Genomic DNA, 17453 nt, shown 5'->3' on the forward strand with positions numbered 1-17453 from the left:
ACGCGGCTCCGGTTCCAGGTCCCCCGGGGCACAGTTGATTGGCCCGGGCGGACGTCAACTCCCTGGAGGAAGCGGCGAATCGCGCCCTTCCGGAGACCGCGACCGTCTACCTGGCCGGACTCTACGTCGCCGGGATCTTTCTTTGGTCTGCCAGGCCAACCACTCGCTGCCTCCTCGGCCAGCCCCACTCGGGAAGTAAGGCAAGCCTCGCAAGATCCGAACGAAATGGCCTAGCTGAAGCCGTTCAGGCCCCACCAGTCGCCGTTGGTCTGCTCGCCGGACGCCAGGGAGCCGTTGCTCAGGCCTCTGTAGGTGAGGAGCCAGCCCGGGTTGCCCCGGTAACCGTTGATGGCGTACGTAGTGTTGGTCACGGTGGCGAGGTCGGGACGGCCGTCGCCGGTGGAGTCGCCGACGGCGATGAAGTTCGCCATGGCGTTCCAGCCGCCGGTGCCGATGAGCTTGCGCCCACCGAGCTTGCCGGTCGACGTGCCCGGGTAGAGCCAGAGCTTGCCGGTGGATGCCTCGCGGGCGTAGAGGTCGGGGCGGCCGTCGCCGTTCACGTCGCCGGCGCCGGCGAGCGCGCTCATGGCGTTCCAGCCGCCGGTGCCGATGAGCTTGCGACCTCCGAGCTTGCCGGTCGACGTGCCCGGGTACAGGTAGAGCCTGCCCGTGGACACCTCGCGCGCGATCAGGTCGGAGCGGCCGTCGCCCGTCAGGTCACCGAAGGCGGTGATGTTGCTCATGCCGTTCCAGCCACCCGTACCGATCAGCTTGCGTGCGCCGAGGGAGCCGGTGCCTGTGCCCGGGTACAGCCAGAGCTTGCCGGTGGACGCCTCGCGGGCGATGAGGTCCTCGCGGGCGTCGCGACTGAAGTCCCCGTGCCGGGTGAGGGCGTTCATGGCGTTCCAGCCGCCCGTGCCGACGAGGCGGGCGGTCCCGTTGCCCGAGGTGAACCAGAGCCGTCCCACCTTGTCGCGGGCCAGCACGTCGGCCCTGCGGTCACCGTTCATGTCACCGAAGCCCAGGGCCTTGGGAGACGTCTCGGAGTACCAGTAGGGAGCGGCTGTCCATCCGCACTCACGCTCCGTACGGACGAACTTGATCGAGCTGATCGTCGGAGGGAAGTCCGCACTGTACGCAAGGCTGGAACCGGCGGGATCCTCGGCGAAGTAGCCTCCCCCCGCAGCGTAGTTCTTCGCGTCATAGGTGCAGGCGATGACGTTCGTGCGGTTGACGTGCGACCGGACCTTGTTGTCCCAGCTCCCCAGGTCCGCGACGTTCTTCTTCGTCATGTACCGCGTCCCGGTGCCGTCCGCGCGCGACCATCCGCACCAGTAGCCCACCGTGCAGCCGTACACGTCCTCGGCAGCGGCCGACTCCGCGCTCGCCGCGTTCAGGCCGGTACACATAAGCGTGAGACCGGCGAGCGTCGCCAGGCCCCGCACGAGATGCTTGCGCATGTGTGGTGTTCCCCTCCCCATGGATGTGCGCCGATGTCCCTCGGCCCTCAGCGCACCGGGTCCTCCGGTTTGCTGGTGCGGCTGCTCGTCGGCGCAGGCACACACTGCCATGAAGGGATCCTGGACCAGGACAGCGGGGGCTCTCGTGAGCAGGACCGGGACAGGCGGCTTCGCCGGCCGCCCCACGGGATGGCGGCACGCGCTGCTCAGCTGTTCGCGGCGTGACCCAGGAAGGCGGTCCAGGCGGCGGGGGCGACGGCGAAGGTGGGGCCGTCGGTGAGCTTGGAGTCACGGACGTGGACGGTGTGGGGGCAGGTGGCTACTTCTACGCAGGCTTCGCCCTCGTTGCCGCTGTAGCTGGACTTGTGCCAGGCGTAGGCGACTTCGATGCAGGCCGCTCCCTCGTTGCCGCTGTAGCTGGACTTGAACCAGGTCAGCCGGGGTCCGTGGATCACAGTTGCCTCACCTTCGTCTCGATGATCTCCGCGGACTTCCAGGGGTTGAGCGCCTGCGCCCGCAGGATGCCGAAAAGGTCGAGCTGATCGCTCACTTGCTCCGGCTTCGAGATCAACCTACCGCCGCCCTGTGCCTCCACATACATCAGATTGCGGCCTTCCGCCGTGGACATCAACTGCATGGGACCCATCAACCCCGCATGCGTGTGCTGAGCCGACGGCATCACCTGCACCGTCAGGTGATTGCACCTCTCCACACAGTCGAGCACATGCCGCAGTTGCTCCTTGAGCACCTCGGGGCCTCCGAGCGTCCGGTCCAGGACCGACTCCTCGATGACATACCCGGCACGCGGTGGTGGCGTGCGCGACAGCACCGTCTGCCGCTCCAGCCTCGCTCCGACGTGCCGGAGAATCTCGTCCTCCGTGTACGCCGGTACGCGCGACCGGTACAGCGCGTGCACGTACGCCTCCGTCTGGAGCAGACCGGGGATCAGCATCGTCTCGTAGGCGCTGATGACCCGCGCGTTCCGTTCCAGCTTTGCCCAGTCCAGGAACTTCGGCGGGTACTTCTCCTCGTCCACCAGCTCGCAGCACGCCTTCAGCGCCCCGCCCGCCCCGCACACCCGGTCCGCGTCGATCAGCAGGTCGCGCGACGGAATGCGCTCCGCCCGCTCTACCGCACCCATCAGCGACTCCGAGATCAGCAGTTGCTCCGCCGCCTCCTTCTGCGTGAGCCCGGCCCGCACCCGGTGGATGCGGATGAGCTCCCCCACCAGCCGCCGCCCGTGTGTCGTCTCGCTACTCGTCCCCACAGCCCTCACCACCCTCCCCACATCGCCCCGATGTGGATCGTGCCCTCCTGGTCACGCTACGCATCCATCGGAATGCTCATAGCCATGACGCAGAAGAAGCACCCCGAATGGGTACCCGCCTCGGGCCTCCAACTCCACCTCACCGGAGTCCACTTCGACGCCATCCGGCTGCGCGGCGTACGCGGCGAGGCGGTGCTGCATCACCTGGCGACCCTCACCGACGGCGATCCGGGGCCCGTCGTGCGGGAGGTCGCGGGCGGGCGGTGGACGTACTTCCTGCTCGCGCCCGGTGTGAGCCGGCACTTCGACTGGCCGCCCGGCGCGAAGTGCTTCGGGCCGGCGGCCCGCGACCAGTACGTGGGAGTCCCGGCCGCCCACGGCAACACGTACCCGCTGAGCTGGCGGTGCGGGCCGCCCGAGGTCGGGGACTTCGTGGACGCGGAGCTGCTGCACGGGGTGGTGACGGCGCAGCTCGTGGCCGAGGAGTGACCGGGCGGGAATCAGGGCTTGGGCGTACTACTCAACTCGCATGGCTGGGCGAATCGATCGTAACTCCGGGGACGCCCTGTTCGGTGAAATACAATCGTGGCGCGCGGAATTCCAGCCACATCTGTGACGGAATTCTGGCCAGGTAAAGCCCCGTTGAGGATTTCGCCATCCCCGAGATTCGGGCTACTGCTCCTGCGCCTGACGTGAACCGGCGACCAGGTTGCATCAAGGCACCGACCATCCATTACCTGACTTACCGTCCATAGAGGCGTGATGTCGCCCTTCGTCGCCGACCTCGCATCAACTGACCCTTTAATGGACCTATCGGGCATGTCATTGACAAGCCAGGTGAGCGCGTTATTGCATTCGCCCTGCTGTGCGCTGTCAAGAAATCGGGCATCGGGGGTGCGGGCGCGCAGGTTCTCTCAAGGGGTGGGGTTGTGAAACGAAGATTCGGCATGTCCGGAATAGCCGCTGTGACAGGGTTGCTGGTGGCGGCGACGGGTTTGACACTCGCGGGCGCCGTACCGGCCGCGGCGGCGGTTTGCGCGGGCGTCAGCTCGGACTACAACGGGGACGGACTAGTCGACAACGTCGTCACGGATCCGCAGGCGACCGTGAACGGAGTCGAGGGCGCCGGGTTGATTCGGGTGCTGTACGCCGGTAACGCCGGGGTCGGAGAGCTCACGCAGTCGACTCCGGGGCTGGGGGTCGCGCCGGAGCGCGGCGATCAGTTCGGTTCGGCCATAGCCTGGACCGACTTCAACGGTGACGGCTGCTCCGACCTCGCCGTGGGCACCCCGTACGAGGACACCGGCGACGGCGGCTCCGCTATCAGGGATGCCGGCATTCTGCACATCATCTACGGATCGCCTGCAGGGCTCGGCGCCGGCCAGGCATCAGTTCTCTACGGCCAGGCGTCCTTCTCTCCCGGCACCAACGAAGCCGGGGATCTGTTCGGATATGCCCTGCAGGCGGGTACCACCGGGTCGGGTCAGCCGTACCTCGCCGTCGGTGTTCCGGGTGAGGGCGTCGTCGTGGACGACGTCAATCACCCGAACGCCGGCGGCATCGCCTACATGCAGGGCGGCGACACGGTCACGATCACCCAGGACAGCGCTGGGGTGCCCGGCGGAGTGGAAAGCGACGACCAGTTCGGGGCCACGCTCGCGGGAACGAGTCGATACTTCGCCGCCGGTGAACCTGGAGAGACCCTGGACGACGCCGCGGCTGCGGGCGGGGTGACTGTCTTCAGCCACACGCTGACAGCCGGCATGCCCACTCCGCTCGCCTGGGTCGACCAGGGTGAAGGGATCACCGGTGGCACCGAATCCGGTGACCGGTTCGGGGCCGCGCTGTCGATGACCGTCTACCGTCCGGCGAGCGCGACCTACAACTCGGATGCTCTGCTCGCCATTGGCGCCCCGGGCGAAGCGATCGGATCCGTTCCCGGCGCAGGTAGCGCCGTAGTGGTGCGCATCGAACCCTCGGGCGCGTTCACCGAGATCAAGGGCGTGGACGCGGCCGTCCCGAACGTGGAAGGCGAGCCTGTCGCGGGAGACTACTTCGGCCAGAGGGTGGCCATCACCAACACCGACGCCAGTGTCGTCAGCAGCGCGTCCACCATTCGACTGGCTGTGGGTGTCCCGGGCCGGGATGTCGACGGGGTCAGGGACGCCGGAGTCATCCATGTCTTCAACCCGCTCGACACCGATTCGGGGAGCGCTGACAAGATCATCAAGCGGGGATCAGCAGTGCTGCCAGGTGCACCCCGCGCCCGTGACTACGCCGGCATCGCACTTCGATCCGGTGCCAGCGTCCTGTACGTAGGCATCCCCTACAGCAAGGACCCTGCGACGTCCAAGGGTGTGCTCTACACGATGCCGTGGACCGACATCGACGGCACGACGAACGTGGGAACCAAGACGTTCCAGCCGGGAGTCGGCGGTCTCTCCGGCATCGGCACTGCTTTCGCGAGCGTCGGATGACCGGCGTGGAACGCGGGCGACGGCACAGTGACGAGACCAAGAGAGAGCAGAAGGCGCAAGTGAAGAGACACGCCGGCAGAGGACGGCCGCGCAGCCGCGGCCCCCTTGTCGCGGTGACACTGACGGCTCTCCTCGCCGGGGGACTCGGCATGCCCTCGCTGTCAGGTGGCATCCCGGCAGCTGTAGCAGCGCCCGTCGAGGGCCGGACCGCAACCGGGACGGAAGCTGCGCAGCAGGAGGCCGCGGAGACCGACGCGCCTGTCGAGGTGCTGAACCTGCGCGACGAACACAACACCACGGTGGCCAATCCCGACGGTACGTTCACCACCACAACCGCAGTGCAGCCCGTGCGCACCCGCAAGGACGGGGAGTGGACGGACATCGACACCACCCTCGTCAAGCAGGCGGACGGATCGTACGCGCCGAAAGCCGCCGTGACTGCCATGTCGTTCTCCGGTGGCGGCGGAACCACGTTCGGCACGATCCAGAAAGACGGCCGTGTGCTGTCTCTGGACTGGCCCGGGAAGCTCCCCGAGCCCACGGTCGACGGCTCCACTGCGACCTATGCGGAGGTCTTGCCTGGTGTCGACCTGAAGGTGTCCGCAAGCGCCGAGGGCTTCTCGCACCTGATCGTCGTCAAGAACGCCCAAGCGGCAGACAACCCGGAGTTGGCTCAGCTGAAACTGCCGGTCAGGGCCACTGGGGTCGGCGTCCAGGAGTCCGCGGACGGAGGTCTGACCGCGACGGATGCGTCCGGTGGAACGGTCTTCGAGGCCCCCGCTCCGCTGATGTGGGACAGCCGCGAGGGCAAGGCGGCCGAGACCGGCGGGCCCGCGGCGAGGGTTGCGCAGGCCTCCAGTGACGACCTGGCGGTCGCGCCGCCGGACGGCACGCAAGTAGCAGATGTGGACGTGCAGGTCAGTCCGGACACGATGACCCTGACTCCGGACAGCTCGCTGCTGACGGGTAACGACACTGTGTACCCGGTGTACATCGACCCGGTGTTCAAGACAGCCAGCCGAAGCACCTGGACCATGGTGTCGTCGTACTACTCGTCGGCGGAGTTCTGGAAGTTCAGTGACCACGAAGGCGTGGGCCGCTGTCCCTCCGATGTGTCATACCAGTGCGCCAGCTCAAGTGACACGAAGCGACAATTCTTCGCCATTCCGACCGCGGTCTTCGAGGGCAAGGACATCATCAAGGCCGAGTTCGCCGTGACGATGGTCCACACGTACAGCACTGCTGCCAAGAGCGTGCAGCTCAGCCGGGTCAACTCCACCGGGGCGAGTGCGATCAGCTCCTCCACCAACTGGGGCAACCAGCCGTCGTGGAAGGCGGACATTGACAGCAAGTCGCCAACCAATCCCGCTGGTTCGTGCACATCGACCAACCAGAACGTGCGATTCGACGCGAAATCCACCGTCCAGCTCGCGGCCGACGAAGGCTGGGATACCACCACCTTCCGGCTGCGTGCAGGTGTCGAGGGGGAGTACTCGTACTGGAAGCGCTTCTGCGGGAATGCCCAGCTCGAAGTGACCTACAACCGACCGCCGTTGGCACCGGACATGGGGGATCTCACCATGTCGCCCGGCGGCAAGTGCGAGTACGGGAAGGCCGACGAGCACTACACCTCCTCGCTCCCGGTCCTCAACGCCACCATCAAGGACTACGACCACAACGACATCGCCGGCAAGTCGGAGAGCCTGAAAGCCAGGTTCCACGTCTTCTGGATGAACGGCACGACGCAGGTCGACCACTACGCCACGACCGCCAGCCACTCGACGACCGGAACCGGCCAGACGGGCTCGGCCTCGTTCAAGTACACAGTCGGCTCCAACCTCAGTACGGACTCGGACGCCGGGTTCAGCCTCCCGGCCAACCCCGCGACCACGATCGGCTGGGAGGTCCAGGGTTCTGACGGAACAGCGTGGGGGCCGTGGAGTTCCACCGGCAGCGCCACTCGGTGCGAGTTCAAGTACGACGCCACCGCACCGGCCGCTCCTGTGATCACCTCCGCGCAGTACCCGGACGACGACGTCTGGCATGCGGGAATCGGTGACTACGGCAGCTTCACGTTCGACTCGCCCTCGACCGACGTCAAGCAGTACCTGTACCGGTTCAAGGGCAGTAGTGCGTGGTCGACCGTGAACACGGCCACCCCCGGCGGACCCGCGACCGTGAAGTTCATGCCGCCCTCCGAGGGCACGTGGACCTTGGACGCCAAGGCGGTCGACGCCGCAGGCAACGCGCAGAAGACGCCCATGGGGTATCAGTTCCTCGTCAGCGACGGCCGGGCCCCGATCGGCGGCTGGACCCTCGGCGATGTCAAGGGAGCCACCTCGGCGGCCGGCACCGGCTCTTCGCTCCCCGCCACACCCGGCACCGGTGTCGCCTTCGGGGCCAAGCCCGGCCCCCTCGGCGCGGCCGACACCTATGCGGCGCTCGACGGCACGGAGAACGCCTACCTGGACACCGGCCGGCACATCGTGAACACCGACTCCGGGTTCGCGGTGAGCGCCTGGGTCAACCTGCCCGAGGTGCCGAACCGCGACCAGACGGTGATCAGCCAGGACGGGACCGGTCTGTCGGGCTTTGACCTGGGCTATGACGGTGACACCCGAAGCTGGGTCTTCCGCATGCCGTTCAACGACATGGAGTCCTTGAGTGACTGGCAGGTCACCGGAGGCCGGGTCGTACCTGGCTCCTGGACGCACCTCGTCGGCTCCTACGACGGCGTCTCCGGCCTGATGCGGCTCTACGTGAACGGGGTAGCGATCACCACCACTGTGAAGCGGACGACTCCGTGGAACGCGACGGGCACGGTTCAGATCGGACGCAGGCTCGCTCCGGACGGCTACACCAGCCACCTCAAGGGTGGCATCGCAGATGTTCAGGTCTACGACCGCGTCGTGACCGGGCCTGAAAGTGCGGAGCTCGGTGGCATCGTGGCCCAGCAGCTCGCCTACTGGGACGTCGACACCGCACCGGGCGGCATCGCCCCGGAGGCGTACGGCGGCACCGGTCTCACCCTCGGCGGTGGGGCCTCCATCTACGTCCCGGCGCCGGGCTGTGACCCGGAAGCGGATCCGGAATGCGTGGAGACCGCTCCCGAGAACCCCATGTGGGGTGACGGCCATCTGGTCCTGAACGGCACCGACGCCTACGCGACCCGGAACGCCGGCCTGCTGTCGAAGCAGGACAGCTTCGCCATCACCGCACGTGCCCGGCTTTCCTCCGTGTCACCGACGAAGAACCAGACCGTGCTGGCGCTCTCCGGTGGCCGGGGCAGTGCGATCACGGTGGGCTACTCCGCAGCCGACAGCCGCTGGGTCCTTACGGCCACCGACGCGGACACGGCCACTCCGGTGACCACCACCGCGAAGGCTACGGGCTTCCTGCCCAGCACCGGGAACAACGGCGACCACCTCGCCCTCGTGTACTCGGCGGTCTTCGGTGACGTGGTGCTGTACGTCAACGGCACTGAGGGCGCACGCGTGCCCTGGGACAACACCTGGGACTTCACCACTGCCTCGGTCCAGGTGGGGCGCAAGCTCGACGGGCCCACGCCCAGCTCGTTCCTGTCCGGTTCGGTCGACGAAGTGCGGCTGTTCCAGGGCGCCCTGGACGCCAGCCTCGTCAACGTCGTCACCGGCCTCGCCGATGACTCCAGCATCGAGGCGACCCTTTCCTGATCCGATCACCGCGGCCGGGGCCGGACCACAGGGTCCGGCCCCGGCCGCGCCCCGTCCTCAGAACACTGATCCCTTCATTACCTGACGGAGTTCTCATGCGAGCCTCGCCCTTCGGAAGACCATTTATCCGCATATCAGCCCGCTCGGTGCGTGGTGTTGTACTAACGGCGACTGTCGCCTTGTCACTGGGCCTGCTGCCCCAGTACGCCCCGCAAGCGGCCGCGCGTGACGGTGTCACGCGGCCCGAGACCCAGAGCAATCTGGACGATCCGGTCACCGGCAGGAACGGCACGGTCCGGAAGCAGTCAAAGACCGACCCGGCCACCCGTGCCAAGGTCACGAAGGCCGCGGTCACACGCTGGCCCAAGGCAACCGCCGACGAAGTGACCGTAGGTGCCAAGGGGTCCAAGGGCACCCAGGCCGAAGGTCTCCCGCTGAAGGCCGCGGCGACCGGCAGCACGAGCCCTCGATCCGTCCGGCTGGCTGTCCTGGACCGAAAGAAGGCCACGGCGGCCGGTGCCGACGGCCCCCTGATGACAGTGGCCCGGACCGATGGCACAGCCAGCAGCGGACCGGTCAAGGTCTCCCTCGACTATGGAGACTTCGCCGAGGCATACGGAGGCGGCTACGGCTCGCGGCTGCGCCTGGTGACCTATCCGGAGTGCGTGCTCACCACGCCCGACCGTCCGGAGTGCGCCACAGCGACTCCTCTGGTCACCACCAATGACACGAACACCACCACGCTCAGCGCGAAGGTCTCCGCCGTTCCGGCCTCGACGGCAGTGAGCGCCGCGGGCAGCGCCCGTTCCATGCCCTCGGTGACGGTGCTGGCCGCGACGGCCGGGGCCGCAGGCGACCAGGGTGACTTCGGCGCCACCTCACTCCAGCCCTCGTCGCAGTGGAGCGTCTCCAACTCCTCCGGCGCCTTCAACTGGTCCTACCCGATCACTGCACCGCCGGTGCCCGGGGGGCTGGCTCCGGGCGTCTCCCTCTCCTACACCTCGCAGTCGGTGGACGGGCAGACCGCCACCACCAACAACCAGGGATCGTGGATCGGCGAGGGCTTCAGCTATGAACCCGGTTTCATCGAACGCCGTTACAAGCCCTGCGCCGAGGACGGCCATGACGACACCAACAGCGACCAGTGCTGGGGTTACGACAACGCCACGATCTCCCTGGCCGGCGGCACCTCGGGTGAGCTGATCAAGGACGACACCACGGGCGAGTGGCACGTCAGCTCCGACGACCTCTCCAAGGTGGAGAGGGTCACCGGCACCACGAATGTGGACAATGACGGCGAGTACTGGAAGGTCACGTCCGCAGACGGCACCCAGTACTTCTTCGGCCGCAACCAGCTTCCGGGCTACGTATCCGGCAACGAGGCCACCAACTCGGCCTGGACGGTTCCGGTCTACGGCGACGATGCCGGTGAGCCGTGCTACAAGGCCACCTTCGCGGACGCCTACTGCAACCAGGCATGGCGCTGGAACCTCGACTACGTCGTGGACCCGCACGGAAACACCATGTCGTACTTCTACGGCACGGAGACGAACTACTACACACAGGGTCTGAAGACCACCGAGAATGGCAAGCCGTACATCCGCGGCGGGTACCTCAAGCGCATCGACTACGGGCAGCGCGAGGGTAAGACATACTCGACCAAGGCCGCAGGCCGCGTGGTGTTCAGCACCCTCGAGCGCTGCGTGGGTGACCTCACAGACTGCTCGCCCGCCGCGCTGAACGACGGCACGGCAAGCGACTGGCCGGACGTGCCGTGGGACCGCAACTGCAAGGCCGGAACCAAGTGCCCCGGTCAGAACTCCCCGACCTTCTGGACACGTCAGAAGCTCACCGAGATCACCACGCAGATCCGCAACGGTGACGACACCTACGAGGACGTCGACCGATGGAAGCTCGACCACTCGTACGTGGACAACGGTGACGGGTCGAAGTCCCTCTGGCTCAAGACCATCGACCACACCGGCCTGGTAGGGACCGATAAGCCCGTCCCCTCCATCCGGCTGTACGGCAACCAGCTCCCCAACCGCGTCGATGTCCCGAACGACAACATCCAGTCCTTCAACCGCTTCCGCCTGAGCGGTGTGGAGAGCGAGTCCGGCAGTGTACTGACGGCCAACTACTCCGCCCCGCAGTGCACATCCTCCAGTCTGCCCACTCCTGGCAAGTCGACGGTCCGCTGCTACCCCGTCAAATGGAACCCGCCGGGGGTCACCGACCCGATCACCGACTGGTTCAACAAATACGTGGTCACCTCGGTGATCGATACGGACCTGGTCGGCGAGAGCCCCGACCAGATCACCACGTACACATACCTCGGTGACGCGGGCTGGCGAAAGGGCAAGCCCGACGGCCTGTCCAAGACCGACTACCTGACCTGGAGCGACTGGCGGGGCTACGGCAAGGTCCGGGTAGAAACCTCCGACGGCAGCATCACGCCGTCCAACACGAAGACTGAGCACGTCTTCTTCCGCGGTCTGGACGGAGACGCCGACCCCGACGGAGGCACACGGTCGGTCAGCGTGACCGGGACCAACGGCACCACGTACGACGACTCCGACTGGAAGTCCGGTACGGAACTGGAGACGACGACCTACAACGGCGACAAGGTCGTTTCCAAGTCGATCAACACCCCTTGGACCAAGGTCACCGCGACCCGGGTCAAGGACTGGGGCACGTCCTACGCCCGCTTCGTGCGGGCCGGCAGGTCCGACACCTACGAGGCTCTGGAAGGCGGCACGTGGCGGCAGACCGCCTCCACCACGTCGTACGACGCCAAGGGCCGGGCCGTCCAGGTCGCGGACTACGGCGAAACGAACGTCGCGGACAACCAGTGCACACGCACGGAGTATGCCGACAACTCTGGCAAGCACCTTTACAGCTACGTATCGCGCGTCGAGACCCTGTCCGTCGACTGCGCCACGACCGCCCCCGACCGCTCCAAGGTCGTCGTGTCCGACGAGCTGACCTTCTACGACAGCTCGACGACGCTCGCAGCGGCGCCGACCAAAGGTGAGCCGACGCTGGTGAAGCGCCTGGCATCGCACAACGGCACCACGGCCACCTACCAAGAGGTATCTACCGCCACGTTCGACGCCTACGGCCGACCGCTGGTCGTCACGGACGCGGCGAAGACGCCCACGACCACGGTCTACAAGGAGAACGCCTACGGCTTGGCGGTATCCAAGACCGAGACGAACACGATCGGCTGGGTCTCGACCACGGAGTACGCGCCCGAGTGGGGCACGCTCTCGTCGCAGACCGACATGAACGGCAAGCGCACCGATCTGGAGTACGACGCCCTTGGACGTGTCGTCTCCGTCTGGATGCCGGACCGCGCCAAGGGGAGCTTCACCCCCAGCATCAAATACGAGTACGGCATCCGGAACACCGGACCGAGCTACCTGCACACGCAGAAGATCGAGAAGGACGGAGCGTCGTACGGCCACGAGTACACCCTGTACGACGGCCTGCTCCGGCCCCGCCAGGTCCAGACCGAGGGTCAGGGCGGCGGACGCCTGCTCGCGGACACCTATTACGACGGCTCTGGTCGCGTGGTGAAGACGAACGACACCTACTACGCCACCGGCGCCCCGTCGGCCACGCTGTTCGTCCCCCGCAACGCGGACATCGACGCGCAGACCGTGACCGAGTTCGACGGAGCCGGCCGTACAACGGCCACGGTCCTCAATGTCGCGGGCACCGAGAAGAACCGCACCACCTACACCTACGGTGGCGACCGGGTCACCATTGATCCCCCGAACGGCCGGACGCCCACCACGACCATCACGGACGCGCGAGACCGCACCGTCGAGTTGCGCCAGTACAAGGGTGACAAGCCGGTCCTGCCGGGTACCGCGAACGACTACGTCGCGACCAAGTACGCGTACACCCCGGCCGGACAGCTGTCGAAGGTAACCGACAACAAGGCCAACGCCTGGACGTACACCTACGACCAGCGCGGCCGTAAGCACACCGCGACCGATCCGGACGCCGGCTCCTCGACCTACGAGTACGACGACCTGGACCGGCTGATCTCGACCACGGATTCCCGGTCCAACGCCACGGCGACGGTCTACGACAAGATCGGCCGCGTCACGGAGACATGGCAGGGTGCCCCGGCCACCGGGACCAAGCTGTCCGTTTCCAAGTACGACACGGTGGCGAAGGGAGAGTTGTACGGCACGTACACGTACAAGGACGGCGCCGTCCTCTCGTCGGTGACCTACCCGGCCCTGAGCGACGACCTCGAACCGACCACCACCAAGTACTACCTGTCGAAGACGGCCGAGCCGGAGCTGGGCGGCACCTACCAGTTCGACACCCAGTACAACCAGGACGGCACGGTCAGGACACAGAACTCCCCGGCCGCAGGCGGTCTCCCGGCAGAGACGCTGGGCTACCAGTACGACGACCTTCAGCGCCCGACCGCACTGGACACCTCGCTCGGTGGGATGAGCTACGTCTCCAAGGTGGCTTACTCGCCAACCAACAACGTCGAGCAGCTGGAACTGACCACCGGCGAGACGGGTGCGAAGAAGACCTGGCTGTCCTACTCATACGAACAGGGCACTTCGCGCCTCATCAACGCGCGGGTCGATGTGGAGAACGCCACCTCGGTGGCGTACGACGCCCGCTACACCTACGACGCCGGCGGCAACGTCCAGTCCATCGCGGACACCCCGACCGGCGGCACCGCGGATGTGCAGTGCTTCCGGTACGACGGCCTGCGGCAGATGACAGATGCCTGGACGTCGAAAGTCGCCCCGAACAAGGCGGTCGGCACCGGCTCGACCGATGCCGCATGCGCGTCCGCGCCCTCGGCGACGACGGTGGGCGGGAAGGCTCCGTACTGGTCGAAGTACGGGTTCGACACGCTGGGCAACCGGACGTCGAAGACCGACTACGGCGTGAACGGTTCGGCGACCTCGACGAAGTCGTACGTCTACGGCGAGAACGGCGAGGGCCCGCACCAGCTGACCACCGAGGTCGTGGACACCACCGCCACTTCGACCACACCCGCGGTCAAGCTGTCCAACACCTACTCCTACGACAACACCGGCAACACCGGGCAGCGAGTCCTCAACGGCGATACACAGAAGTTCCTCTGGGACAAGCAGGGCGAGCTGACCAAGGTCACCAACGCGGACGGTGCGACCACCGACTACGTCTATGACGCAGCCGGCAGCCGGATGCTGAGCAAGACGGCGGCGGAGACGACGTTCTACCTGCCCGGCATGGAGCTGCACCTGAACAAGTCCACCGGTGCGGTGACGGCCTCCCGCTACTACGGCCTGGGCGGCGAGACCGTCGCAGTCCGGGACAACAGCGGCGTCACCTTCCTCGCCTCCGACCACCACGGCACCGCACAACTCGCCGTGAACGCGGCCACCGGCGCCACCCAGCGCCGCCGCATGGACCCGTTCGGTGCCGAACGCGAGCGGTCCTCGACGGACTGGGTCGACGACAAGGGCTTCGTGGGCGGAACAGTTCAGGAGGTCACAGGCCTCACAACACTCGGAGCACGCGAGTACGACAACTCGACGGGCCGGTTCATCTCCGCCGACCCGATCATCGACTACACCGACCCGCAGCAGATCAACGGCTACGCCTACAGCCTCAACAACCCGGTCACGTTCTCCGACCCGGACGGCTTGATGCCAGCCGACTGCATCGAGGTTGGGATCACCTGTAAACCGACCGGCAACGGTGGCTGGGACGTCAAGGCCACCCAGCAGTACTACACCTTCTACGGCGTCCAGGCTCCGAAGGAGACGACGGCGACGTACAAGGCCCGCAGAGCCCAGACCTCGGCCGACATCGCGAAGCAACGCGCGATCGCCGCGGCCAAGGAACTGGCCAAGATCGCGGCCGACGAACTCGGTATCACCGACGCCCTGGACTGCTTCACCACAGGCTCGCTCGGGGCGTGCGGGGCGACCGCCGTCAACGTCATCTCCAGCGCGGTCGGCGGAATCGTCGGCAAACTGGCCAAGAAATACGGCCTCCCCTGGAAGTGGAAGAAGGCCGCGGACCTCGGCAAGCGCCTCTGGAAGCTCGGCGACAAGCTGATCAGCGGAATCAAGGACTGGTACAGCAAGTCGAAGCTGGCCAGGAAGCTCGGCGAAGGCGGTTCCTGTTCTCTCCCGGGCAACAGCTTCACCCCGGGCACCAGAGTCTTGATGGCCGACGGCACCTCGAAACCGATCGAGAAGGTCAAGATCGGTGACAAGGTCCTGGCCACAGATCCCGAAACGGGAAAGACCAAGGCTCAAAAGGTCACGGCTGAAATCAAGGGCCAAGGCCTCAAGCACCTCGTCAAGGTCTCCATCGACACGGACGGCGGCAAGGGGAACCACACCGCATCTGTCACCGCAACAGACGGCCACCCCTTCTGGGTGACCGAACTGGGCGCCTGGGTCGATGCCACCGACCTCAAGGCAGGGAAACGTCTCCGTACGAGCAGTGGTGCCCAGGTAAAGATCGACGAGGTCCAGCGCTGGACGCAAGCTTCGGCAACAGTCCATAACCTGACTGTCAGCGACCTCCACACGTACTATGTGCTGGCGGGGGCTACGCCGGTCTTGGTTCACAATTGCAACAAGAATCAAGGCGTCTATATATTCGACGATAAGTCGAAGCCTGGCCACGTGTATATCGGCAAGACCAACAACTTTAACGTTCGACTGAACAAGCATGCAGACTTGGGCAGGCGAGACAAGGATGGGCCTGTCATTTGCATCCATGTGTGCGGAGATGACACGGCTCTCAGAATCCGAGAGCACATCATGAAGGTTCAGTTCGAAAAAATGGGCTTTAAGCTCAGTAGCGGCATTGAGGGGTTTGGTCGAAACCTCTACAACAAGCGCCAGGCGACTCAGCCTGAGCTCCCGTTCGAGTAGGGCGATATGGGGAAATGGGGATACGGGCCATTCGATAACGATGGCGCGGCGGACTTTGCTGGCGATTTGGATGCCACTCCGCTCTCTAGGCGGATTCAGGCGATCCGAGCTGCCCTCGCCTCGGTGGCGGGCGACGACAGCCCGCATATCGATGGTGGTAGAGCAGAGCTGGCACTCGCTGCCGCTGCGTTGACAGTCCGAGGGGTTGAGGGCGGCGATGAATTTCAATCTGCGACGTGGGGGCCGAATGGTGAGATTCCGCAGATCCCGAAAGAGCTGGTACCCCTGGCGCTCGAAGCGATTTCTCGCCTACTCGCCACAAGCAATGACTTGCGGGACGACTGGAGCGTGGAGGAGGAAGGCGCTGAATGGCTTGCAATGCTCCGAAGGCTGAAAGCAGTGCTTGACAGAGAAAGTGCTGCAGGGGTTCCCCTCTCCGCTCCAGGCGCCGAAGGTCAAAAGCAAGGGCCACAGAGGGCTAGACGAGCTGCGCATGAGGATGAATCCATCCAGGAAGGTCTTTGGTAATGCCTTCAAGGTGGCTATCTGAATCAACTGAATGAAGGGTCATGAAGGCGTGAGCCGTGACTTCGTCACGTCATCTGATCATGGAGAATTCGGTAGCCCGGCAAATGCGAGGGCCCCCTCCGCGCTTCAGCGCGGAGGGGGCCCTCGGGTCGTTTGACGGCAACGGTGACGGCAACGTCAGCGGACGACGGCTGTGGCGGGTGGGTCGTCGGGGTCGTTGCCGGTGGGGCTGAGCGCGTTGCTGAGTGTGTCGATGGCTTGGCGTTGGAGGCGGAGTCGGACGTGGGCATAGACGCCGGCGGTGACGCCGATGTGGGCGTGCCCGAGGAGTTCCTTGATGACGACGAGGTCGACGCCTTGCTCCAGGAGCAGGGTGGCGGTCGAGTGCCGTAGGTCGTGGAAGCGGATGCGGCGGAGACCGGCCCGGTTGAGGAAGTTGCGGAATCGGCGGGTGAGGTTGGCTGGGTCGAGCGGTCTGCCGGTCGGGGTGGTGAAGACGAGGCCGCTGTCCTTCCATCCCACCCCGGCCTCTCCCTGCTCCCTGCTCCCTGTTCTGCTGTTCCTGGTGCTTCTTGAGGGAGTGGAGGCATTCCGTCGGGAGGGCGATGCGGCGTTCGGACGCTCGGGTCTTGATGGGAAGGTGGGTGAGGCCGCCGGTTCGGGTGCGCTGCAATGTGCGGCGGACGGCAGCGGCGCCCCGGTCGAGGTCGAGGTCTTCCCAGCGGAGGCCGAGGAGTTCGCCTTTGCGGAGTCCGGTGTGGAGCGCGAGTTCGAACAGGGCATGGAGCCGGTGTCCGCGCGTAACTGTGAGGAACTGGCGGGCTTCGTCTGCGGTAAGGGGTTCGAAGCGTCGGGGCCGGGGTGTGCCGGTGCGGACGTTACGGGCCACGTTGCGCGGGATTTCCTCCTCGCGCACGGCGTGCTCCAGGGCGGACTTGAGCACGGAGTGGATGTAGGCCAGCGTCAGCGGAGAGAGCCGCTTGGAGCAGCACGATCCGACGGCGCAGCAACGAGGACTATGTGCTTGCTGGAGACAGCCCGGTACTCGTCCACAATGCCCAACAGTGTGGACCTGGGACTCGGCCATACAAGGCCTTCACACGTAAGGG

8 protein-coding genes and 1 pseudogene are annotated in these 17453 nt (G+C 66.1%); 5 read left to right on the forward strand and 4 right to left on the reverse strand.

The window, feature by feature from the left end; translation table 11 throughout:
- Positions 1-230: 230 nt before the first annotated feature.
- The 3 genes from ABTX18_RS17205 to ABTX18_RS17215 form a co-directional block, all read right to left on the reverse strand.
- Positions 231-1460: an FG-GAP-like repeat-containing protein gene (locus ABTX18_RS17205; RefSeq protein ID WP_352123509.1), complete on the reverse strand. Its 1230-nt coding sequence runs from the start codon at positions 1458-1460 to the stop codon at positions 231-233.
- 206 nt (positions 1461-1666) lie between these two features.
- Positions 1667-1912 (reverse strand): DUF397 domain-containing protein, encoded by a 246-nt coding sequence (locus tag ABTX18_RS17210; RefSeq protein WP_352123615.1) that lies wholly within the window; start codon positions 1910-1912, stop codon positions 1667-1669.
- Entirely contained in the window at positions 1912-2727 is an 816-nt protein-coding gene (locus ABTX18_RS17215; RefSeq protein ID WP_352123510.1) for a helix-turn-helix domain-containing protein, read from the reverse strand. The genes ABTX18_RS17210 and ABTX18_RS17215 overlap by 1 nt, the downstream gene beginning before the upstream one ends.
- 84 nt (positions 2728-2811) lie before the next feature.
- Between ABTX18_RS17215 and ABTX18_RS17220 the strand changes: the two genes are divergently transcribed.
- The 5 genes from ABTX18_RS17220 to ABTX18_RS17240 all read left to right on the forward strand — a co-directional run bounded on the left by ABTX18_RS17220 (position 2812) and on the right by ABTX18_RS17240 (position 16344).
- Positions 2812-3216, forward strand: a complete 405-nt coding sequence (locus ABTX18_RS17220) for a hypothetical protein (RefSeq protein ID WP_352123511.1) — start codon at positions 2812-2814, stop codon at positions 3214-3216.
- A gap of 458 nt (positions 3217-3674) precedes the next feature.
- On the forward strand, positions 3675-5204 hold the full coding sequence (locus ABTX18_RS17225) for an FG-GAP repeat protein (RefSeq protein ID WP_352123512.1): 1530 nt from the start codon (positions 3675-3677) through the stop codon (positions 5202-5204).
- Between the two features lie 113 nt (positions 5205-5317).
- Complete coding sequence (locus ABTX18_RS17230) at positions 5318-8896, forward strand: laminin G domain-containing protein (protein ID WP_352123513.1); 3579 nt, start codon at positions 5318-5320, stop codon at positions 8894-8896.
- Positions 8897-9075: 179 nt separating this feature from the next.
- Positions 9076-15816, forward strand: a complete 6741-nt coding sequence (locus ABTX18_RS17235) for a polymorphic toxin-type HINT domain-containing protein (protein ID WP_352123514.1) — start codon at positions 9076-9078, stop codon at positions 15814-15816.
- A 6-nt stretch (positions 15817-15822) separates the two neighbouring features.
- Entirely contained in the window at positions 15823-16344 is a 522-nt protein-coding gene (locus ABTX18_RS17240) for a DUF4259 domain-containing protein (RefSeq protein WP_352123515.1), read from the forward strand.
- Between the two features lie 177 nt (positions 16345-16521).
- On the opposite strand, the pseudogene ABTX18_RS17245 reads toward ABTX18_RS17240, so the two are convergent.
- A pseudogene (locus ABTX18_RS17245) lies at positions 16522-17359 on the reverse strand (tyrosine-type recombinase/integrase); the annotation flags it as partial.
- Positions 17360-17453 lie beyond the last annotated feature (94 nt).

It is taken from the genome of Streptomyces sp. NPDC096323, from assembly GCF_040302845.1.
Lineage (GTDB): Bacteria > Actinomycetota > Actinomycetes > Streptomycetales > Streptomycetaceae > Streptomyces.